The organism is uncultured Hymenobacter sp. (assembly GCF_964242765.1).
In the GTDB taxonomy this organism is placed as follows: domain Bacteria; phylum Bacteroidota; class Bacteroidia; order Cytophagales; family Hymenobacteraceae; genus Hymenobacter.
In genome coordinates this window covers 1-20,620 of record NZ_CAXTBM010000081.1, presented here as the reverse complement: position 1 = coordinate 20,620, position 20,620 = coordinate 1, and the positions used below count along the sequence as shown (strand labels likewise).

At 54.8% G+C, this 20,620-nt stretch carries 15 protein-coding genes and 1 pseudogene; 14 read left to right on the top strand and 2 right to left on the bottom strand.

Going from position 1 to position 20,620, the window contains the following annotated elements:
- The 10 genes and pseudogenes from ACFE7X_RS22325 to ACFE7X_RS22280 all read left to right on the top strand — a co-directional run.
- Positions 1–401: pseudogene (locus tag ACFE7X_RS22325) on the top strand (hypothetical protein); the annotation flags it as partial.
- 40 nt (positions 402–441) lie between these two features.
- Positions 442–903 (top strand): ATP-binding protein, encoded by a 462-nt coding sequence (locus tag ACFE7X_RS22320; RefSeq protein ID WP_375437900.1) that lies wholly within the window; start codon positions 442–444, stop codon positions 901–903.
- Entirely contained in the window at positions 900–1,391 is a 492-nt protein-coding gene (ybeY, locus tag ACFE7X_RS22315; protein ID WP_375437899.1) for an rRNA maturation RNase YbeY, read from the top strand. The genes ACFE7X_RS22320 and ybeY overlap by 4 nt, the downstream gene beginning before the upstream one ends.
- A gap of 264 nt (positions 1,392–1,655) precedes the next feature.
- Positions 1,656–2,384: a GNAT family N-acetyltransferase gene (locus ACFE7X_RS22310; protein WP_375437898.1), complete on the top strand. Its 729-nt coding sequence runs from the start codon at positions 1,656–1,658 to the stop codon at positions 2,382–2,384.
- 237 nt (positions 2,385–2,621) lie between these two features.
- Positions 2,622–4,490 carry a tRNA uridine-5-carboxymethylaminomethyl(34) synthesis enzyme MnmG gene (gene mnmG / locus ACFE7X_RS22305; RefSeq protein WP_375437901.1) on the top strand — a complete coding sequence of 623 codons (1,869 nt, stop codon included), beginning with the start codon at positions 2,622–2,624 and terminating at the stop codon, positions 4,488–4,490.
- Between the two features lie 103 nt (positions 4,491–4,593).
- Positions 4,594–5,487, top strand: coding sequence for a class I SAM-dependent methyltransferase (locus tag ACFE7X_RS22300; protein WP_375437897.1), 894 nt, complete (start codon positions 4,594–4,596; stop codon positions 5,485–5,487).
- 5 nt (positions 5,488–5,492) lie between these two features.
- Entirely contained in the window at positions 5,493–5,843 is a 351-nt protein-coding gene (locus ACFE7X_RS22295) for a hypothetical protein (RefSeq protein ID WP_375437896.1), read from the top strand.
- Positions 5,827–7,449 carry an Ig-like domain-containing domain gene (locus ACFE7X_RS22290; protein ID WP_375437895.1) on the top strand — a complete coding sequence of 541 codons (1,623 nt, stop codon included), beginning with the start codon at positions 5,827–5,829 and terminating at the stop codon, positions 7,447–7,449. Before ACFE7X_RS22295 ends, ACFE7X_RS22290 begins: the two co-directional genes overlap by 17 nt.
- Positions 7,450–8,411: 962 nt before the next feature.
- Complete coding sequence (locus ACFE7X_RS22285; protein ID WP_375437894.1) at positions 8,412–8,903, top strand: DUF4385 domain-containing protein; 492 nt, start codon at positions 8,412–8,414, stop codon at positions 8,901–8,903.
- A 55-nt stretch (positions 8,904–8,958) separates the two neighbouring features.
- Complete coding sequence (locus tag ACFE7X_RS22280) at positions 8,959–9,441, top strand: hypothetical protein (RefSeq protein WP_375437893.1); 483 nt, start codon at positions 8,959–8,961, stop codon at positions 9,439–9,441.
- 236 nt (positions 9,442–9,677) lie between these two features.
- Here the strand turns inward: ACFE7X_RS22280 and ACFE7X_RS22275 are convergent, their stop codons facing one another.
- Complete coding sequence (locus ACFE7X_RS22275; protein ID WP_375437892.1) at positions 9,678–11,081, bottom strand: inorganic phosphate transporter; 1,404 nt, start codon at positions 11,079–11,081, stop codon at positions 9,678–9,680.
- A 405-nt stretch (positions 11,082–11,486) separates the two neighbouring features.
- Between ACFE7X_RS22275 and ACFE7X_RS22270 the strand changes: the two genes are divergently transcribed.
- Positions 11,487–13,007 (top strand): glycine--tRNA ligase, encoded by a 1,521-nt coding sequence (locus ACFE7X_RS22270; RefSeq protein ID WP_375437891.1) that lies wholly within the window; start codon positions 11,487–11,489, stop codon positions 13,005–13,007.
- Positions 13,008–13,085: 78 nt separating this feature from the next.
- Here the strand turns inward: ACFE7X_RS22270 and ACFE7X_RS22265 are convergent, their stop codons facing one another.
- Positions 13,086–13,490 carry a hypothetical protein gene (locus tag ACFE7X_RS22265; RefSeq protein ID WP_375437890.1) on the bottom strand — a complete coding sequence of 135 codons (405 nt, stop codon included), beginning with the start codon at positions 13,488–13,490 and terminating at the stop codon, positions 13,086–13,088.
- A gap of 229 nt (positions 13,491–13,719) precedes the next feature.
- Here ACFE7X_RS22265 and ACFE7X_RS22260 point away from each other — a divergent pair, with 229 nt between their 5' ends.
- The 3 genes from ACFE7X_RS22260 to ACFE7X_RS22250 form a co-directional block, all read left to right on the top strand.
- Positions 13,720–16,161 (top strand): RND family transporter, encoded by a 2,442-nt coding sequence (locus ACFE7X_RS22260; RefSeq protein WP_375437889.1) that lies wholly within the window; start codon positions 13,720–13,722, stop codon positions 16,159–16,161.
- A gap of 167 nt (positions 16,162–16,328) precedes the next feature.
- The gene (gene ileS / locus ACFE7X_RS22255) at positions 16,329–19,760 is read left to right on the top strand and encodes an isoleucine--tRNA ligase (protein WP_375437888.1); all 3,432 of its coding nucleotides are present in this window, start codon (positions 16,329–16,331) and stop codon (positions 19,758–19,760) included.
- 283 nt (positions 19,761–20,043) lie between these two features.
- On the top strand, positions 20,044–20,620 hold a 577-nt coding region (locus tag ACFE7X_RS22250; RefSeq protein WP_375437887.1), incomplete at its 3' end, for a lipoprotein signal peptidase.

The following is a 20,620-nucleotide window of genomic DNA, read 5'->3' as shown; positions in this document are numbered from 1 at the left end:
GCCAGGCCCTCCAAGAATCGGAAAAACAACAAAAAGGCGGCAAACCGGGCCAGAAAGATGGCAAAGGGGAACAAGCTGGCGGCGGTACCGGGGAATTGAAAAAAATGATGGAACAAACCGAAACCGACCTCGTAAACAAACGGCTAACGGAGCAGACGGTCATGCGCCAGCGTCAAATCCTGACCCGCTTGCTCGAAGCCGAGAAATCGGCGCGGGAGCGGGACCAAGATGACAAGCGTGAAGCCCAAACCGCGCAGACCCATCCGCCCGTATTTCCTCCTGCCTTCGAGTTGTACAAACGTCAGAAAGACCGCCAAACCGAACTTCTTCGTACCGTACCTACCACCCTCACGCCCTATTACCAGCGGGAAGTCAGCGAATACTTCCAGAAAATGAAATAGCGTTGCTAAGTTTGCGCCCCGCCGTTCCTTACTATTTCCTATGAAGCAGGTTAAAATTCAGATTCCCTCGCTGGTCGAGAACATTCGTGTCGTGGAAAGTTTCATCGATAACTCGAAGGACACCTTCCATATCGAAGACGATATCTATGGCAATATCATGGTGGCAGTAACGGAAGCCGTGAACAATGCCATTCGCCACGGCAACAAGTTCGACAAAGACAAGAATGTGTACCTGTCGCTCTACGTGGATACCGACCGGGTGAAGTTTGAGGTGGAAGATGAAGGTCAGGGCTTTGACTACACCAATTTGATAGATCCTACGGCTCCCGAAAACCTGGAAAACCCCGGGGGCCGCGGCATTTTTCTGATTCGCCACCTCGCCGACGAAGTGGAGTTCAGCAAAGACGGCCGCAACGTACAGCTCACGTTCATGCTCTCCGCACCTTCCGAAGCAGCCGACGCAAGCGAGGATACCACTTCTTCCAGCTCTTATCAGGCATGATTCAGCACCCGCCCGGTACCGAACACGAAATGAACAGCGGCTTACCCCAAGAATCACACGAGTCGCATGGCATCGAGTTTCTGGTGGAAGATGTGCCGTTTGAGGTGGCTGATGCCGAGGCGCTAGGCTCTTGGATCGAGGAGGTGATAAAAGTGCACGAGTACGAACTGGTGCAGCTTACCTACATTTTTTGCTCTGACGAGTACCTGCACCGCGTGAACGTGGAGTACTTAGATCATGATACCTACACTGATGTTATCACCTTCGATAATGCCGATGATGCCGATATTATCGAGGGCGACATTTTCATATCGGTAGAGCGGGTGCGCGAAAACGCCCAGCAGTTAGGTATTCCCTTCATTGACGAGTTGCACCGCGTTATGATTCATGGGGTGTTGCACCTGTTAGGCTATGCCGATAAGGATTTAATCAGTCAGACAGCAATGCGGGCCAAAGAGGATTACTGCTTGTCCTTGCGCACGTTCTGAGTGAATTGCAGCCGACTTCTTGAAGCTGAGATAATTGAAAACGCCTGCCTAAACGCAGGCGTTTTTTTGTATACTGGTACTGAACTGCTAAGCCAGACTACTCATAGCAGCGCTTGTTGTTCCGGCGCGGGAGGAATCTAGATAAAGTCGTTGCACGGTTTGACTCAGATTCCTCTTGCGTCGGGACAACAACGGCCGTGGGTGGGTAGCTAAGTTAAAGCAGCCAGACAAGAGTGCCGAGAAAATTATCAGGTTAGAATCCCAATGTCCGCTACTCCTTTTCACATGCCCATGATCCGGGGCGAAGCGCTGGATTTTTATTTGAGCCAGGGATATTACCGGATGCACCAAGACCTGTTCACCTGCCGCTTTCTGCCCATCGACGGCGGATTGTACACGGTGCATTGGCTGCGGCTGCTAGTAGCTAATGTGCAGTATGGCCCCGAGCAGCGTCGTTTGTTGCGCTTAAACGAGCGGTTTTCGGTGCGTTTCCGGCCATTCCAACTCACCGCCGAATTAGAAGCCCTCTACACCCTGTACCGGCGCTCCATCACTTTTGATGCGCCCGACACGGTAGAGGAATTTTTATTGGCCGGTGCCACCCACAACATTTTCACCACCGAGGTAATCGAAATCCGGGACGGAGAGCAGCTCATTGCCGCCGGTATTTTCGACAATGGGGCCCGCAGCTTGGCCGGCATCATGAATTTCTACGACCCTGGCTACCGCCGACATAGCCTAGGCAAGTACCTGATGCTACTCAAAATCAGCCATGCCATTCGCCTGCAAAAGACCTACTACTACCCCGGCTACCTCGTTCACAACTATCCTAAATTCGACTACAAGCTGTTTCCCTGCCTGGCTGCTACCGAAGTATTCGACTGTCGGAGCAACCAGTGGCTGCCGTTTTCTTGGGAAGCAATAGCCTCTCAATCAGCTAATTTGCTAGCCGATTGGCAGGAAGAATACTTCGATGATGCCATGGAAGAGTAGGACCGCAGGCCATACAAAAGAGCAGCAGAGTGCCTATCTTTGCATATGTTCTGAGCGGGTTGGGTTTGAACTTTCTACGATTCCGACGGAAACGCCCGCCTATTTGCGGGCGTTTCGCATTGTAACACCAAGCTCCCGGCTTGGCGAGTCGTGGCTGATGTTGAACGACCTACGCAGCAACTGGTGTTGTTCCCAATATACTTACGCCTCGCCAAGCCAGAGCTTGGCGCCACTACCATGTTTCAGTTAGAAGAGTACGACGTTATTGTAGTAGGAGCGGGCCACGCCGGCTGTGAAGCCGCGGCGGCAGCTGCCAATTTGGGCTCCAAGGTCCTGCTCGTGACAATGAACATGAACACCATCGCGCAGATGTCGTGCAACCCGGCCATGGGCGGCGTGGCCAAGGGCCAGATTGTGCGCGAGGTAGACGCCCTCGGCGGCCAGTCGGGCATCATCACCGACAAAACGATGATTCAGTTTCGGATGCTGAACCGCTCGAAAGGCCCCGCCATGTGGAGCCCGCGCGCGCAGTCGGACCGGATGCGCTTCGCTGAAGAGTGGCGCCTCACGCTGGAGCAAACGCTGAACGTGGACTTCTGGCAAGAGGCCGTAATGGGCTTGCTAGTGGAAAACGACACGGTGGTAGGCATAAAAACGCAGCTTGGCATCGAGTTCCGCAGCAAAGCCGTGGTGCTCACCAACGGCACCTTTCTCAACGGCCTGATCCACATTGGCGAGAAAAACTTCGGGGGTGGCCGCGCTGCCGAGAGAGGTAGCACCGGCATTACCGAGCAGCTCAAGGAGCTTGGCTTCGAGGCGGGCCGGATGAAAACCGGCACCCCGCCCCGCGTGGACGGCCGCAGCCTCGACTACTCGAAAATGGAAGAGCAGCCTGGCGACGAGGTACCCAGCAAATTCAGCTACCTGCCCACGCCGCCGCTGGCCAAGCAGCGCCCGTGCTACATCACCTACACCAACGCCGAGGTGCACGAAATCCTGCGCGAAGGCTTCGAAAAGTCGCCGATGTTCCAGGGCCGCATCAAGGGCTTGGGGCCGCGCTATTGCCCTTCGGTGGAAGATAAAATCAACCGCTTTGCCGATAAGGACCGGCACCAGATTTTTGTGGAGCCCGAAGGCTGGAGCACGGTGGAAGTGTACGTGAATGGCTTTTCGAGCAGCCTGCCCGAGGACGTGCAATACCGCGCCCTCCGCAAAATTGCGGGCTTCGAAAGCGCCAAGATGTTTCGCCCTGGCTACGCCATCGAGTACGACTTTTTCCCGCCAACGCAGCTTAACCTTACGCTGGAAACCAAGCAAGTACGCAACCTCTACTTCGCGGGCCAGATCAACGGCACGACGGGCTACGAAGAAGCGGCTTGCCAAGGTTTGATGGCTGGCATCAATGCCCACAACCGCGTGCATGGCAAGGAGCCCTTCATCCTGAAACGGAGCGAAGCCTACATCGGGGTGCTCATCGACGACTTGGTGAACAAAGGCACCGACGAGCCCTACCGCATGTTCACGAGCCGCGCCGAGCACCGCATCCTGCTCCGCCAGGACAACGCCGACCTGCGCCTGACGCCGCTCGGCTATGCTCTCGGACTGGCCTCGGAAGAGCGCATGGAGTTGGTGCGCGAAAAGGAGCGTCAAACCGCCGAAGTGGTGGAAACGTTGAAGAGCTTTGCCATCGAGCCAACGGAAATCAATGGGTTGCTGGTAGAGCTAGGTTCGGCCACAATTACCGAGAAAACGCGCGCCATTAACCTGCTGCGCCGCCCTAGCATCGAGCTGTCTACGCTAACCGGTGTGCTGCCGGGCCTCACGCTGGCGCTGGCTCCCTACGGCCCCGAAGCATTGGAGCAGGCGGTGATTTTGGTGAAGTACGAAACTTACATCGAGAAGGAAAACCAACAAGCTATTCGGGCTGCCGAGTTAGAGAACTTCGTGATTCAGGGTCGGCTTGACTACAAAGCCATGCCGGCTCTTTCGCACGAAGCCCGCGAGAAACTGTTACGCGTGCAGCCCGAAACCATCGGCCAAGCGGCCCGCATCAGCGGCGTTTCGCCCGCCGATATTTCCGTGCTCATGGTGTACCTTGGCCGGTAATTCTAAGAATCGAGAAATCAGAACTGAGGACCGAGTGGCAGTATCAATGGCCACTCAGTTCTCAGTTCTGATTTCTCGATTCTCAGTTCTTAACTAAAAAACGGTGTCTTACGAACGATTAGAGAAATGCCCGGTTTGCGGCAAGACGGAGTTTCGCAACAAGCTGGTAGTTGAAGACAAATCAGTCAGCAAGGAAAGCTTCGCCATTCAGCAGTGCGAAGCATGCACCTTTCAGTTTACTAATCCCCGGCCCGACGCCGCCCATATTGGCCGCTACTACGAGTCCGACGATTATGTGTCGCACAACAGTGGGGCGGCAGGCGTTATCAACCAGGCCTACAAAGTTGCGCGGTTTTTCACGATGCGCCGCAAGGTGGCCATGCTCAACAACCTGGCGCCGCGCAAGGGCCGGTTGTTTGACTATGGCTGCGGCACCGGGCACTTTTTGGCGGCGGCCAAAAGCAACGGCTGGCAAATAGCTGGTTGGGAGCCCAATATCCGCGCCCGGGAAGAAGCTTCTGAGCGTGCCGGCCAGCCCGTTGGCACCGAGAGCTTGACTTCGTTTCCGAGTGGCAGCTTCGACGCTATTACACTCTGGCACGTGCTCGAACACGTGCACGAACTAAACGAGACGCTGCAACAACTCATCCGCTTGCTGAAGCCTGATGGCGTGCTGCTGATTGCCGTACCCAACGTAGACAGCCTCGATGCCCAGCATTACCGCCAGGATTGGGCTGCCTACGATGTGCCGCGGCATCTCTATCATTTCAGCGCGAAAACCATGACGCAGCTGCTCAAAAAGCATAAGCTCACGGTGTTGAAAACGTTGCCTTTGTCGTTGGATGCTTACTACGTGAGCCTGCTCAGCGAAAAGCACCGGGCCGAACGCGGCGGCGGGCTTCTATCGGTGTTAGCGGCCGGGTATAAGTCCAACCAGTATGCTGCGCAACATGAGGGGCAATACTCCAGCTTGATCTACGTGGCCGCCAAACGCTGATTGAAATGAGTCTGCCGGTTGTTTGCGTGTTGGGTTCATTGCTGGTCGTATGGCTGGCAGTTCCTGTACGTGCTGATAGGGTGGGGGAGACCTTGTCGTTGGTAAATACAGCAGGTGCCGCTGGCCCCGCCCCGTATACGCTTCCGGTAGTTTCGCACGTTGCTATTAGTCTGTTGCCCGACACTACCCGCCCAGCTTCTCCTGATACCACGCGCCGACCAGCCCTTGTTCCCGATACAACCACCGTGTCGGACGACGAAGATAAACCAACCCGCAAAACCACTTTATTGACAGTACTGGTCATTACCGTGCTGACTATTTCCACGCTCTTGCTTTATAATGTCCGTTCGCGCTAATCTTTTATTTCTGCTGGCTGCCGGTGCCGGCTTGGTTGGCTGTGCTTCTATTAGTTCGCCTACAGGCGGTGAGAAGGATATTGTTCCGCCCACGCTGGAAAGCTCAACGCCCCCCGATGGCACCCGGAACTACAAAGGACAAGTGGTGCGGCTAGTCTTTTCGGAGTCGGTGCAACTCAAGGATCTTAGCAAGAACCTTATTATCTCGCCGGCTTTGCCTGAAGACAATCCCTACAAGCTGCGCGAAGACCGCACTTCTATTTCTTTGCTCTTCGACAAGCCGCTCGACCCGAACACTACCTATTCCTTTAACTTCGGCAACGCCGTCAGCGACATTACGGAAAGCAACCTGGCTTCCAATGTGCAGGTAAGCTTTAGTACGGGAGCCGTGCTTGACTCGGGGGCAGTGCGGGGCACCGTGCGGGATTTGCTGACCAACAAGCCTGCTGATGCTGTTTCGGTGTTGCTATACCCGGAATCCGATACGGCCGGCGTGCGCCGGGGCCGGCCCTACTACCTGGCGCGGGCCGACAAAAACGGCGCGTACAGCTTGCGCAACCTGAAAGCGGGCCGCTACCGCCTCTACGGCCTCGCCGACAAAAACCAGAACACCCGCCTCGACGAAGGCGAAAAGATTGCCTACCTGCCCGACTTCCTCACCATCGGCTCCAAGCCCGACTCGGTACAACTGCTGCTGGTCCGGCCCGATGCCCGTCGGCCGGTTATTGGCAGTCGTCAGGGTTCCTATTCGCAGTTCCAAATAAGCTATGGGGAAGGCCTTCGCTCGGCCGTTCTTGCCCCAATAGGTGCCGCCTCTACGCCGCAGCTCACCGAAGCCGTTCAACTCGCTGAGCAAGGACGCAGCGTAATCCTGTGTCGTACGCCGGCTTTGCGCGAGGGCCGCTATTTGTTGGCCGCCACCGACAGTGCCGGCAACGTGTCGCGCGATACCGTGAACGTGAAGTTCCCAGGTACGGCACCCACCAAGCGGGGCCCCGTGTATACGGTGGAAGGTTCGTCGCGGGAAGTATACCGGCAGGGGCAAGTTCAGTTCACGTTCACGGAGCCCGTACGCGTGGCGCCCGGCAAGCCCTTTGCCGTATTGCAGGAAGACTCTGTAGCGGCCCGCCGCCCGCTCACGTTGCCGGTTAATGGCACGCTTAGCTCCGACCGCACCAAACTGACGGTGCTGCTAGACACCAAAGCCAAGAACACCATAACGTTGCGCCTCGATACGCTCAACCTAACCACCATTACCGGCCAGCGCCTTGGAGCTAAGCCTTTGCGTCTGCGCGTAACTGACCAGGCCTCGTACGGTAGTCTTGCCGGCACCATCGAAACCAAATATAAACGCTACGAAGTGCAGCTTCTCGATGCCCAAGGCAAAGTAGTTACCTCGCTGGACTCGCCTAAGGGCCCCTTCCGCTTCGACCGCCTAGCTCCGGCCATCTACACCTTCCGGGTTCTGATTGATGCCGACGCTGACGGCCGCTGGCGTGGCGGTGACCCTAATCTGTTGGTACCCGCCGAACCTGTCTACCTGTCACCTAAGTCGGAACAAGTGCGAGCTGGTTTTGAAATAGAGGCTATTCGCCTGGCTTTCTAGCCTAAAGACCAAGTACAAACGCCAAGCTCATTTGCTGCGCCCCCTCCCAACGGTTACGTTGCTTTGGAAGTGCTTAGCAGATGAGCTTGGCGTTTGTGCTTGGTTGATAAGCTCATGCCATGCTTCAAACCAAACCTGCTTTCCTGTCCTTTAAGTTACTTGAAGTAACTTAAAACCGTGTCAGTTAGCTGGAATTGGCGTTTTACCGATTTTCCTAACCGAGCTTTGGCTTTGTGGCTGTTGAGAAATACGACCAAAACCAGCTTTCCTAGTCCGAAATACCAAGGTTTCCACATGAGGCAAGGCAGTTTCCAGTTACTAGGGGCATTTTCAAGTGCTTATCCACACCGAATCCACAGGTTTATCCACTTGCTGATGCTTGCTGGCCGTAATCTGTGGATAACACGCGGGAAACGTGGGGATAATGCGTGCAAAAAAATAGGATAAGTTTTTTTGCGTGTCAGGTGTGAGTAACAGCACCATTTTCCCACCCTGTCGTTGTGGACAAGAGTGGATAAGTATCCCTCTTTAAAAGCCCTATCCACATCCCCGATAATTGTGGATTGTGGATTAGTGGATAAGCTCTGTGGATTGTTAAGAATCCAGTTAAGTTCCTGTTTATCAACGATATGATATGCACATACCCTGTTGATAGACGGTGCATAAACCCAGTTCTATGCACAAGTTATCCGGGGTGTGGATTACTTTTTTTTATTGTCCACTTATGAACAGCCCTAACGACAGGGATTAAAAAGATTCTTTAAATAAAACTCTTTTAAAAAGTTATTAACTGTGTGGACAACCGGGCCGGCTTCAAAAAAGTGAAGCCGCTGGCGTACGCTCGGGTGGAGAATGAGCCCTACAACTGGCGCGAACCTAAAGAATCGGCAAAAGGCACGGGGCAGAACCGGCTATCTTATTCTTTGAATGGTGCGTATACGGCCAATACCCGCCTTGTTTCTATGCCTTTTGATTACGCCCTCGATTTTGGCACAGTGGATTTTCGGGCCCACCCCGAACTCTACCGCGTGGGCAAGGGCGAGCAGGGCGTGTTGCTGGTACAGCCTTACAAAGGGGAAATTCTGCCCCACTGGCGCTTCCGAACTCCCGCAGTGGCACAGGAGTCGGCCGACACAATTTATCAGCTGTTTGAAGCCTATTTAAAGGCCGATGACTTTGTTGGCGCCGATATGGCCCGCAAGTTTCTGCAAATGGGTTTCACCCGGGCCCGGCGCTACGCCAACCACCGCGGCGGCAAGAAATATGATGGTCCCGTTCCCGATGACAAGAAAGGGCAAAGCGGGGCCCACGGCCGCTCTGAGTTGCCCCGCTCTCCCGAAGATGCCGAGAAGGCCGAGGCTGCGGCCATTTTCAAGCTTAAGTGGGATCAAGCCAAGCAGCACTCCGACTACCAGCACCAGATGGCCAATTTTAAGGCCCGTTACGGGAAGTGAAACCCGTTTGGCTACCTTTAAGCACTCCTTCCACACTCTTTCCACCACAACCATCATGAACACTAACCAGCAACCTTCTAGTACCGAAGAAAACGAAATCATTCTTGGTACCGGAATGGGCCCTCTCCGTTTTGGGGCAACCATGGACGAAGTTCGGGCTCTAATGGGTGAACCCGAAGAAATTGAAGAATCAGAAGAAGAAGAAGAATTCGAGCACCAAGCCTGGAACTACCTCGAAGAAGGGTACTCCCTTTATTTCGACCGGGAAGACGACTACCGGTTAAGTTGCATCGAAACCGACCACCCCGGTATGCGCCTTTTTGGAGAGCCTATTCACGGCAAGTCTCCGGACCGGATTCAGGAGCTAATGCGCCAGCACGGCTACGAAGCCAGCGAGGTTGAAAAGATGGATACCGGCGAAATGCGTGTTTCTTACGAAAAAGAAATGATTGATCTTTACTTCGATGAGGATGAGCTTCAGTTCGTTAATTTCGGTGTCTTCATTTCAGAAGATCTAGACGTGCAATGGCCTGCTTAGCGCCTACTTATCCACAAAACAACAGGTATGGGCTGTGGATAAGTGGATAACTGCTTGATTTATCAAGTATTGTACTTCGCATATATCAATTAAGTGATTAGTTATCCCCAATTCGAGTCTCGATCTGGGAATAAAGTGCATAAAAAAGCCGCTCTGGCATAGAGCGGCTTTTTGCATTTATACAAGACCTTTGGTTCGGCCTATCTAGCTGATAGAAGAAAGACACAGACTTCTACTTACCCCAAAATTGCTCGGAACAACAAAAACAAGCCGCCGGATAGCGCCATTGTCACCGGCAAGGTAAGCACCCAAGCCAGCGCAATATTACGCACCATTTGGGGGTTCAAATTCTTGATTCCTCGGTTAGCTACCATGGAACCAGCAATAGCCGACGACAGCACGTGCGTGGTGGACGAGGGCAAATCGTAAGCAGTGGAAACACCTATCATGGTGGCCGCTATCAGTTCCGACGATGCACCTTGGGCGTACGTCAGGTGCTCCTTACCGATACGTTCCCCAATGGTCGTCACGATGCGCTGCCAGCCAATCATGGTGCCTAGCCCCAGCGAAACCGACACGATGAGCAGCACCCAAGTAGGAGCATAATCGGTGAACGTGCGCATGTTTTTGAGCGAACTGTCGAGCGAGGAACGGTCGGCGGCGCTCAAGCTCACTTTCTCACTGCCCTGAATTTTCTTGGCCTGGTTGCTGAGCAGCAGGATGGCTTTGCGAATCTGAAAACGCGCGTTTTGGGGAAGTTGGGCAACTTCCGTCTTACCAGCAAAGATTGAATCCAGCGAATTGGTATGCAGGCGGATATTGGCTACCGCCGTGCGGTCATCAGCACTTAAGTCGGCCGGATTCACTTTTTGCATCACCTGCTCGACCTTCACCAGTGAATCGCGCATGTCGAGCGGGTTCTTGGTGTGGTCGAGGGCGAAGAAGGTAGGCACGATACCGATTAGAATGAGCATCACCAACCCTACGCCTTTCTGGCCGTCGTTGGAACCATGGAAGTAACTAACAAGTGTACAAGTAGTTACCAGAACCAAGCGTATCCAAAGGGGCGGCGGCTTGCGCTTGTGCGGCTCCTTGAAGATGGTTTTGTTGCCAACAAAGCGCTTCAGCAAAAACATCATAATGATGGTAAGCGTGAAGCCGAATAGCGGGCCGATAAGCAGGGCCAGGCCTGTTTCGCCGGCTTTACTCCAGTTTACGGCCGCATTGCGTGTACCAGGGAGCAGCGTGAAGGCAATTCCTACGCCCAGGATACTACCGATTAGGGCGTGGGAGGAAGACGAAGGTAGGCCGTAATACCACGTACCCACGTTCCAAATAATGGCCGCCAAAATAAGGGCTCCTACCATAGCAATGCCATGATACACGTTTTGGTCAACGAGGCTTTCAACGGGCAGCAAGTACACGATACCCATCGCCACGCCAATACCGCCCGTCAGTACGCCAATAAAGTTCCAGAAAGCCGACCAGATAACAGCCACCCACGGCCGCAGGGCGTTGGTATAGATAACGGTGGCCACGGCATTGGCCGTGTCATGGAAACCGTTGACAAATTCAAATGCGCAGGCTGCCAGCAAACAAACAATAAGCAGAATCAGCACATGAGGCTCCAAGCCAAGCATAAAAGGAAATTTGGTGGAAATTAGATTTCAACAATCAAAGGTAGGATTGCCCTAAGGCGGCGCAAGATTATGAAATTGTTACGGGAGACCTGGAAATTACCCTGGCGCAGTCGCTAAACGCAGGCAACTGCCAGAGGTTAAAGCAAACAGACTGGACCGCTAGCAGCGTATCGGAGAAAGAAGCTCCGTGGACATTCCTTGGCTTTCGTCCAACTCAAGCTTCGCAGCCTACCAAGCTTATACTACTTTTGCCCCACGCAGAAAGTGAAGCGCAAGCAAAGCGAAGGAAGTAGTTAAGAGAAATGCCGGCCTTCAGCGTGAATCCTTGTCATTGGTAGCCTCCTTGCTTGTTTCCCCTTTTATATTCTGTGAATTCCACTCTCGACTCTTCACTCTCCTACGTTTATGAGCAACGCCCCACAAAAAGCCGCCGAAACGGCGGAAAATACCTTGGCCGACATTGTGTCGCACGCGAAAGAATACGGCTTCGTATTTCCGTCCAGTGAAATCTACGACGGCTTAGCCGCCGTGTACGACTACGGCCCGAACGGCGTGGAGCTCAAAAACAACCTTAAGCAACTCTGGTGGCGGGCCATGACCCAGCTCAACCAGAACGTAGTGGGTATTGATGCGGCCATCTTCATGCATCCGCTCACTTGGAAAGCGTCCGGCCACGTCGATGGCTTCTCGGACCCCATGATTGATAACCTCGACAGCAAGAAGCGCTACCGCGCCGACGTGCTGTTGGAGGAGAAAGCCGCCGAATACGAGAAGAGTGGCGAAAAAGAGCGCGCCGATGCCCTGCTAGCCGAAATGGGCCGCCTGCTCACGGCTGAAGACCTAGCGGGTGTCCGCCAGCTAATTACCGACGAGAAGATCCTGTGCCCGGTTTCGAAGACGGGCAACTGGACCGAGGTGCGCCAGTTCAACCTGATGTTTTCCACGCAAGTGGGCGCCGTGGCCGGCGATTCGAGCTTGATTTATCTGCGGCCCGAAACGGCGCAGGGCATTTTTGTCAATTTCCTGAACGTGCAGAAGTCGGCGCGCCAGAAGGTGCCGTTTGGCATTGCGCAGATTGGTAAAGCGTTCCGCAACGAGATTGTGGCCCGGCAGTTCATTTTCCGCATGCGGGAGTTCGAGCAAATGGAGATGCAATTCTTTGTTAGACCGGGCACCGAAGGCGAGTGGTACCAGCACTGGAAGCAAACCCGCCGCCGCTGGCACGAGGCCCTGGGCCTGCCCACCGACAAGCTGCGCTTCCACGACCACGACAAACTCGCGCACTACGCCAAAGCCGCCGTGGATATCGAGTACGAATTCCCGTTCGGCTTCAAGGAAATCGAAGGCATCCACTCCCGCTCCGACTTCGACCTGACGCAACACCAAGCGCTAAGCCGCAAAAAGCAAAATTACTTCGACAACGACCTCAACCCCGAAACCGGCAAGCCCTACGGCAACTACGTGCCTTTCGTGGTGGAAACGTCGGTGGGTGCCGACCGGCTGTTTTTGGCTACGCTCTGCCAGGCGTTCGTGGAAGAAACTATTACGGAAGGGGAGGGCGAGTTGCAGCAAACCAAAACCCGCAAGCTGCTGAAGCTGCACCCCGCCGTAGCGCCCGTGAAAGCCGCCATCTTCCCGCTGGTGAAGAAAGACGGCTTGCCCGACAAAGCCAACGAAATCTATAACAGCCTGCGCCACGATTTCCGGTTGGTGGTAGAGGAAAAGGATTCTATCGGAACACGCTACACCCGCCAAGACCTCATTGGCACGCCTTTCTGCATTGCCGTCGACCATCAGACGCTAGAAGACAACACCGTAACCGTACGCCACCGCGACTCGCGCGAGCAGACCCGGATGCCTATCTCGGAACTTCGTAGCTACATCGGCGAAGCCGTTAGCTTCTCGCGCATATTCGAGAAGCTATAGGCTACGCTTGTTTCACCTAAGTAGTAAAAGAAAAGACCTTGACGCAAGTCAAGGCCTTTTCTTTTGTATGTGGATAACTCAGTTGCTGCTAAGCCAATCGGAGGCTTCGCGGCGTGAGGTGAAGTAATTGAACTCCACTTGAGCTGGTGGAAGGGTCGCGGAGCTGGCCGCCAGAATATTACCGATCTGGTATTGGTACTGCTTTTCTGACACTACCGCCGCAATGAACAACGAGCGGTCGGGGTGAGAAAGTAAAACTTCCGTCAGCGGTTCTATAATATGCTCGGATTCGTCGGTCGGGGGAGCGTTACGCTTCAGATCCAGCAACAGCTTAGTTACGTTGTGCTTCAGCATTTTCTCTAGCGCTTTTTGATAGGCTGTCCGAAACGAAATAGACAGACGCGTAGCGCTATAGCTGAGGTAGAGCGTATCAGAAGCTGAGTGATAAATGAGGGACGCTTCTGGCGTGTTGAAAAGAGTCATTCAGAGTGGAAAACTTATGTATCGGCATAATGCAATGAATAGGATTTGCAAAACACTGATGTGCTGTCTATTAAACTTTATCTTCCATAGAAAGTTGCCTTTGCCTAAAAAATACTTATCTGATGCAGGAAACTCCTTGACCTCAAGCGTAATGGGAAGGCCTGCTTACGCAGCATAGAGTCCGATAAGCTGCTAAGGGTTGCTTACCTTTGCTGCATTTTAGCAGCCTATGTGGAGTAAACTAGCCCTGTTCGTCATCAAAAACCGGCGGATTCTAATCCTGCTACTGGCCGCCCTGACGGTGTTCATGGGCTGGCAAGCACGCAAAGTGGAAATGACCTATGACTTCGCCCAGGTGGTCAGTCCCGACGACCCGGACATGGTGTATTTTCAGCAGTTCAAGCGCACCTTCGGCGAAGACGGCAACGTGTTCGTGCTCGGCATGCAGGATAGCAGCGTCTACGAACTGGGCAACTTCAACGAGCTTCGCTCCCTTACCGACACGCTTGGCAAGGTGCAGGGCGTGAGCGGGGTACTGAGCGTGACGCGCCTGCCGCGCCTCGAGAAAGACACGGCTACTAGCACCTTCCGGGCGCTGCCCATCTTCCGCCGAGCGCCCCAGAGCCAAGTGGAACTCGACTCGCTGATGCGGGTGGTGAACGCGCAGGAGTTCTACAAAGGCCAGCTCATCAGTCCAACCACCGGCGCCACGCTGCTGGCCCTCACCCTCGACCCCAAGTTCCTGAACTCTTCGAAACGGGAGGGAGTGATGCAGGAAATCCTGGGCCACGCTGACCGGTTTCAGCAGAAAACCGGCATCAAGATGCATTATGCGGGCCTGCCCTACGTGCGCGCCACCATGACCACCAAAGTAGCCGCCGAAATGAAGCTTTTCGTGGGGCTAACGGTAGTTATGATGGCCATTACGCTGTTTATGTTCTTCCGCACATGGTCGGCGGTGGTGTTTCCGCTCCTGATTGTGCTGGTAGTGGTGGTGTGGTGCGTGGGCAGCATGGTGCTCATGGGCTACAAAATCAACCTACTTACGGGGCTGATTCCGAGCATTATCATCGTTATTGGCATTCCGAACTGCACCTATCTGCTCAGCCGCTACCACTATGACTACCGCAAATCCGGCAACCAAGTGCTGGCTATGGCGCGGGTAGTGCGCAAGATTGGCCTCGTGACGTTGATGAACAACACCACCACGGCCATTGGCTTTGTGGTGTTCTGCTTCACCAACATTGCCATTCTCTACCAGTTTGGCATGGTAGCCACCATCAACATTTTTGTGGCCTTTGCGGTGTCGTTTATCATGATGCCGATAGTGTTTACCTACCTGCCGCCGCCCACGCCCAAGCAGCTCCGGCACCTCGAAGCCAAGCCGCTCACCAAGCTGTTGGAGTTCTTCGACTACTTGGTATTGGAGCGCCGCCAAACGGTGTACATAGCCGCCGCCGTGCTGATTGTGCTGGCCTCGTTTGGGGTAAGCAAGGTGCGGTCGGTGTCGTACATGGTTGATGACTTGCCCAAGGATTCGTCGGTTAATTCCGATTTGAAGTTCTTCGAGCAGCACTTCAACGGCGTGATGCCGCTGGAAATGGTGGTGGATACGGGCAAGAAAAAGGGCATTCTGAAGCTGAAGAATCTAGAGAAAATTGACCGGCTCGAGAAGTTCCTGCGCACCCAACCCGAACTCACCACGCCCGTCAGCATCGTCACGTTCCTGAAGGCCAGTACCCAGGCGTTCTACAACGGCAACCCCGACTACTACCGCCTGCCCGACAATTCCGAAAAGAATTACGTGCTTAGCTACCTGGCCCGTTCGCAGTCGGCCAACGAGGGCGGCAGCGGCCAGATGATGCAGAAACTACTCCGCTCCTTCACCGATTCCACTGGTCAGCGCGCCCGCATTTCCCTGAAGATTGCCGACATCGGCTCGCACAACCTCGATACCCTACTGGCCCGGAAGATTCAGCCGGAAATCAAGCAGATTTTCAATGGTACGGGCATGGATGTGAAGTTGACTGGCACCACTATCCTGTTTACCAAAGGCAACGAGTACCTGATTGGTATGCTCAAAGAGAGCCTACTTATTGCCTTTGGGCTAGTAGGGTTGGTAGTATTGCTGCTGTTCCGGAGCATACGGGCGGTGTTCTTCACGCTGCTACCCAACTTCTTCACGCTGCTGCTCACTGGCGGCATCATGGGTTACTTCGGTATCCCACTTAAGCCCAGCACAGCCCTGATATTCAGCATAGCCCTTGGTATAGATGGCGACAACAGTATTCACTTGCTAGCGAAGTTCCGGCAGGAAATGGCCATCAACGGGCAGCGCGTGCAGGCCGCCATCAGCACCACGCTCAGCGAGGCCGGTACCAGCATGATTTACACCAGCATTGTATTGTTTCTGGGCTTTTCGGTGTTTGCTTTCTCGGAGTTTGGCGGCACCAAGGCCTTGGGCTTGTTGATGTCGGCTAGCTTGCTGATTACCAACTTCTCGAACCTGATTCTGTTGCCTGCCTTGCTGGTTACCTTCGAACATGGCAAAGACGAAACCATCGACCAGTCATCTATTCGCCACTATGACGACGAGTACCACGAGGAAGACGATGATTTCGAGTTGAATCTGAACCGGATGCAGGTGCAGCCCCGCAACCAGTTGTCCTAGCTCTAGTTGCCTCACCCTTAGCCCCTCTCCCAAAAGGAGAGGGGAACTAGACCTAAAATCTAGTGTCTAGGCTAAGTGAGAAACTAAAAGTTTACTTCTAAAATCTAAAAATTAGTCCCCCCTCTCTTTTGGAGAGGGGGCTAGGGGGTGAGGCCCCCGCCAGCACAATGAACTACCCCGAATACAAGCAGCCGCTCAACTACGGCCAAGTTGGTACCGATATCCTGGCTTGGTGGAAGCAGAACGGCATCTTTGAGAAGAGCGTGAGTTCCCGCGAAGGGCAGCCAACGTTCGTGTTTTATGAAGGCCCGCCGTCGGCCAACGGGGCCCCCGGCATCCATCACGTCATGGCCCGGACGGTGAAGGATATCTTCTGCCGGTACCAGACCTTGCTCGGCAAGCAGGTGAACCGCAAAGGCGGCTGGGACACCCACGGCCTGCCCATCGAGTTGCAAGTCGAGAAGGAGCTGGGTATCACGAAAGAGGATATCGGCAAGAAAATTAGCATCGAGGAATACAACCAGCGCTGCCGCGAAACCGTGATGCGCTTCAAAGCGCAGTGGGACGACCTTACCGAGAAAATGGGCTATTGGGTGGACCTCGACGACCCCTATATCACCTTCGAGCCCGAGTACATTGAAAGCTGCTGGGCGCTGCTCAAGAAGCTTTACGACAAGGGCCTGCTCTACAAAGGCTACACCATCCAGCCGTACTCGCCGGCCGCCGGCACGGGCTTGTCTTCGCACGAACTCAACCAGCCCGGCACTTACCGCGACGTGAAAGACACGACCATCGTGGCGCAGTTCAAGGTGAAGCGCGACGAAAAGTCGGAAAAGCTGTTTGCGGGTCCATCTTGGTTAATCGAAAACACTGACGTGTTTATCCTAGCTTGGACAACCACTCCTTGGACCCTGCCCGGCAACACGGGTTTGGCAGTCGGGAAGAACATTCCATATGTAGTTGTTCGCACTATCAATCCTTACACAAAAAAGCACATCCGGGTTGTTTTAGCGAAAGCTCGAGTTAAAAGCTACTTCTCTGAATTTACTGAAATAGGTAAATCTACCCCTTCAACTTATTCAGACTGGGGAAGTGAAACAAGGCAAATTCCTTGGGAAGTCGAAGCCGAATTCAAAGGTTCTGACTTGGTGGGCATCCACTACGAGCGGTTGTTCGGCCAAGACAAAGGCTTCCCCTCGTTTGAAGGTGATGAGCGGGCGTTCCGCGTTATTGCCGGCGACTTCGTGACCACCGAGGACGGTACGGGTATCGTGCACATTTCGCCCACGTTCGGCGCCGACGACTTCAAGGTCGCGCAGCTCAATGATATTCCCGCGCTAATTGTCATGGATGCGGAGGGCAAGCCAACGCCTATCGTAGACCGGACGGGCCGTTACGTGCCACAAATGGGTGAGTTCGGTGGCCGTTGGGTAAAGAACTACGATGGGCACGACGAAACCGGCTCCGACTACAAAACCCTCGATGAAAGCATTGCCATCCGCATGAAAGGCGACGGCACAGCCTTCAAAGTGGAGAAGTACGAGCACACCTACCCGCACTGCTGGCGCACCGACAAGCCGGTGCTCTACTACCCGCTGGATTCGTGGTTTATCAAGACTACGGCGGTGAAAGACCGGCTCATCGAACTCAACAAGACCATTAACTGGCAGCCCGCCAGCACCGGCACCGGTCGCTTCGGCAACTGGCTGGAAAACCTGGTGGACTGGAACCTGAGCCGCTCGCGCTATTGGGGCACGCCGCTGCCTATCTGGCGCACGCAGGATGGCACCGAGGAAATCTGCATCGGCAGCATTGCGGAGTTGCGTCAGGAAATCGACAAGGCCGTGGCCGCCGAGGTGATGACCCACAACCCGATTCCGGAAGGCGCAACCGTGGACCTGCACCGGCCCTACGTGGACGATATTTTCCTCGTTTCGCCGAGCGGCCAACCCATGTACCGGGAGCCCGACCTCATCGACGTGTGGTTTGATTCCGGCGCAATGCCGTACGCGCAGTGGCACTATCCGCTCGAAAACGGCGAGAAGTTCAAAAAGAATTTCCCCGCTGATTTCATTGCCGAGGGTGTCGACCAAACCCGTGGCTGGTTCTTCACGCTGCACGCGCTAGGCGTGATGCTGGAAGACTCGGTGGCCTTCAAAAATGTGATGGCCAACGGCCTCGTGCTCGACAAGAACGGCAACAAGATGAGCAAGCGCCTCGGCAACGCCGTGGACCCGTTTGCTACCATCCAGCAGTTCGGCCCCGACGCTACGCGCTGGTACATGATTGCCAACGCGCAGCCTTGGGACAACCTCAAGTTCGACCTCGCCGGCATCACGGAGGTGCAGCGCCGCTTCTTCGGCACGCTCTTCAACACCTACTCGTTCTACGCCCTCTACGCCAACCTCGACGGCTTCCAGGCACGCGAATTCGACCGGGTGCCGCACGCCGATCTAAGCGAATTGGACCGCTGGATTCTGAGTAAACTTCAGTCGCTGATCGTGGAAGTGCGCGGCTATTATGATGGGTACGACCCCACGAAGGCCGCCCGCGCCATCCAGGATTTCGTGACCGATCAGCTTTCCAACTGGCACGTGCGCCTCTCGCGCCGCCGCTTCTGGAAGGGCGAACTGACCACCGACAAGCGCGCCGCTTACGAAACGCTCCAGGAATGCTTGGTAGTGGTTTCGCAGCTCATGGCTCCTATTGCGCCCTTCTTCGCGGAGTGGCTCTACAAGAACATGACCGACGGCATGCGCGAAGAAGCCGTGGCTGAAAACACGCCGCTGGCACCCGAATCGGTGCATCTCACGCTGCTTGTGCAGGCCGATGAAACCCGCATCGACAAGGCGCTGGAGGAGCGGATGGAACTGGCGCAGCGCATTTCTTCGCTCACCCACTCCCTGCGGAAGAAGTCGGTGCTGAAGGTGCGCCAGCCGTTGCAGCGCATCCTGGTGCCGGTACTGAACGACTCGACGCGCGAGCAGGTAGCCAAAGTGGAAGACCTGATTTGCGCCGAGGTGAACGTGAAGCACGTGGAGTTCCTCGACGATACCAGCGGCGTGCTGGTGAAGTCGGTGAAGCCCAACTTCAAGCGCCTTGGTCAGCAGTACGGTGCCCGTTTGAAAGCCGTGGGTGCCCGCATCCAGCAGATGACCGCCGAGGAAATTAGCACCCTCGAGAAGACCGGCCAGCTTGCCGTAGAAGTCGATGGCCAACCCATCACGCTGGCTCCCGACGATGTGGAAATCCGCTCCGAGGACATCCCCGGTTGGCTGGTCGCCTCCGACGGTCCGCTCACCGTGGCCCTCGACGTGACCCTAACCGACGAACTGCGCCACGAAGGAGTAGCCCGCGAGCTAGTGAACCGCCTCCAAAACCTGCGCAAAGACAGCGGCCTGGAAGTGCAAGACAAAATCCGCGTCACGCTGGCCTCTGGTCAGGCGGGCCTGGAAGCTGCCGTGCAGTCATTCGGCGATTATATCCGGGGCGAAATCCAGGCGGTAGCGCTGGACTTTGCGGCGGATGTGAACGGCGGCTCGGTGCTGGAATTCGATGAGTATAAGGTGCCGGTGCAACTAGAAGTTGCAAACGGCTGAAACTGAAGTGCCAACCGATTCTTACAAAAGGTCGGTTGGCACATGGCCGTCCAAACCCGCGGCCAAGGCGTATGTATTCGTCTAAATCCCATTGATTCCAGCTTAAAACGGCACAAACAGCCCCTCGAAACATATACCAACGGCGCAGAAGATAAGGCCCGCCTCGGGGCAGCGAAGTCTAAAATTCCGCGTCACTTTGTGCTAGGATGGGAGGGAGGTTAGAATACTGCTTTTCTGTCAGTCTTTCACCCCACTTCTAACCTCTTGCTTCTCACCCGTACCTATGAAATATTGGAAATACTATTTGGTGGCGCTGCTGGTCATTGCCATTGATCAGCTCTCGAAGTGGGCTGTGCACACGTACATGCAGCCCGGTATGCCCGGCGAAGTCCCGGTTTTCGGCGACTGGTTTAAGCTGCACTACACCCTGAATCCGGGTATGGCCTTCGGCTTTGAGCTGCCGCCGCCTTATGGTAAAGTTGTCCTTACGGTTTTCCGAATTGTGGCCGTAACGGGCATTAGCTATTACATCTATCGGCTCTGGAAGGAGCGGGCGCCCCAAGGTTTGCTGATCTGCATTGCCCTGATTTTAGGTGGCGCCATCGGCAACCTGATCGACTCGATTTTCTACGGTATCATCTACGACAACGCACCCTTTGGCGTGCCTACGCCGTGGCTGCACGGCCAAGTGATTGACATGCTGTTTGTCGATTTCCCGGATGGTTTCTTCCCCATTTCCTGGCCGCTGGTAGGTGGAAAAGTCATTCCCGACTTCCCCATCTTCAACATCGCCGACTCCTCTATTTTCATCGGGGTAGCTCTGATCCTGCTCAACCAAACTCGTTTCTACGGCCATCAGT

What these genes read in the sequence shown, in the direction of transcription:
- ACFE7X_RS22320 (WP_375437900.1), top strand. Translation starts at nt 442, where the DNA reads ATGAAGCAGGTTAAAATTCAGATTCCCTCGCTGGTCGAGAACATTCGT.
- ybeY (WP_375437899.1), top strand. Translation starts at nt 900, where the DNA reads ATGATTCAGCACCCGCCCGGTACCGAACACGAAATGAACAGCGGCTTA.
- ACFE7X_RS22310 (WP_375437898.1), top strand. Translation starts at nt 1,656, where the DNA reads ATGTCCGCTACTCCTTTTCACATGCCCATGATCCGGGGCGAAGCGCTG.
- mnmG (WP_375437901.1), top strand. Translation starts at nt 2,622, where the DNA reads ATGTTTCAGTTAGAAGAGTACGACGTTATTGTAGTAGGAGCGGGCCAC.
- ACFE7X_RS22295 (WP_375437896.1), top strand. Translation starts at nt 5,493, where the DNA reads ATGAGTCTGCCGGTTGTTTGCGTGTTGGGTTCATTGCTGGTCGTATGG.
- ACFE7X_RS22290 (WP_375437895.1), top strand. Translation starts at nt 5,827, where the DNA reads ATGTCCGTTCGCGCTAATCTTTTATTTCTGCTGGCTGCCGGTGCCGGC.
- ACFE7X_RS22285 (WP_375437894.1), top strand. Translation starts at nt 8,412, where the DNA reads ATGCCTTTTGATTACGCCCTCGATTTTGGCACAGTGGATTTTCGGGCC.
- ACFE7X_RS22280 (WP_375437893.1), top strand. Translation starts at nt 8,959, where the DNA reads ATGAACACTAACCAGCAACCTTCTAGTACCGAAGAAAACGAAATCATT.
- ACFE7X_RS22275 (WP_375437892.1), bottom strand. Translation starts at nt 11,081, where the DNA reads ATGCTTGGCTTGGAGCCTCATGTGCTGATTCTGCTTATTGTTTGTTTG.
- ACFE7X_RS22270 (WP_375437891.1), top strand. Translation starts at nt 11,487, where the DNA reads ATGAGCAACGCCCCACAAAAAGCCGCCGAAACGGCGGAAAATACCTTG.
- ACFE7X_RS22265 (WP_375437890.1), bottom strand. Translation starts at nt 13,490, where the DNA reads ATGACTCTTTTCAACACGCCAGAAGCGTCCCTCATTTATCACTCAGCT.
- ACFE7X_RS22260 (WP_375437889.1), top strand. Translation starts at nt 13,720, where the DNA reads ATGTGGAGTAAACTAGCCCTGTTCGTCATCAAAAACCGGCGGATTCTA.
- ileS (WP_375437888.1), top strand. Translation starts at nt 16,329, where the DNA reads ATGAACTACCCCGAATACAAGCAGCCGCTCAACTACGGCCAAGTTGGT.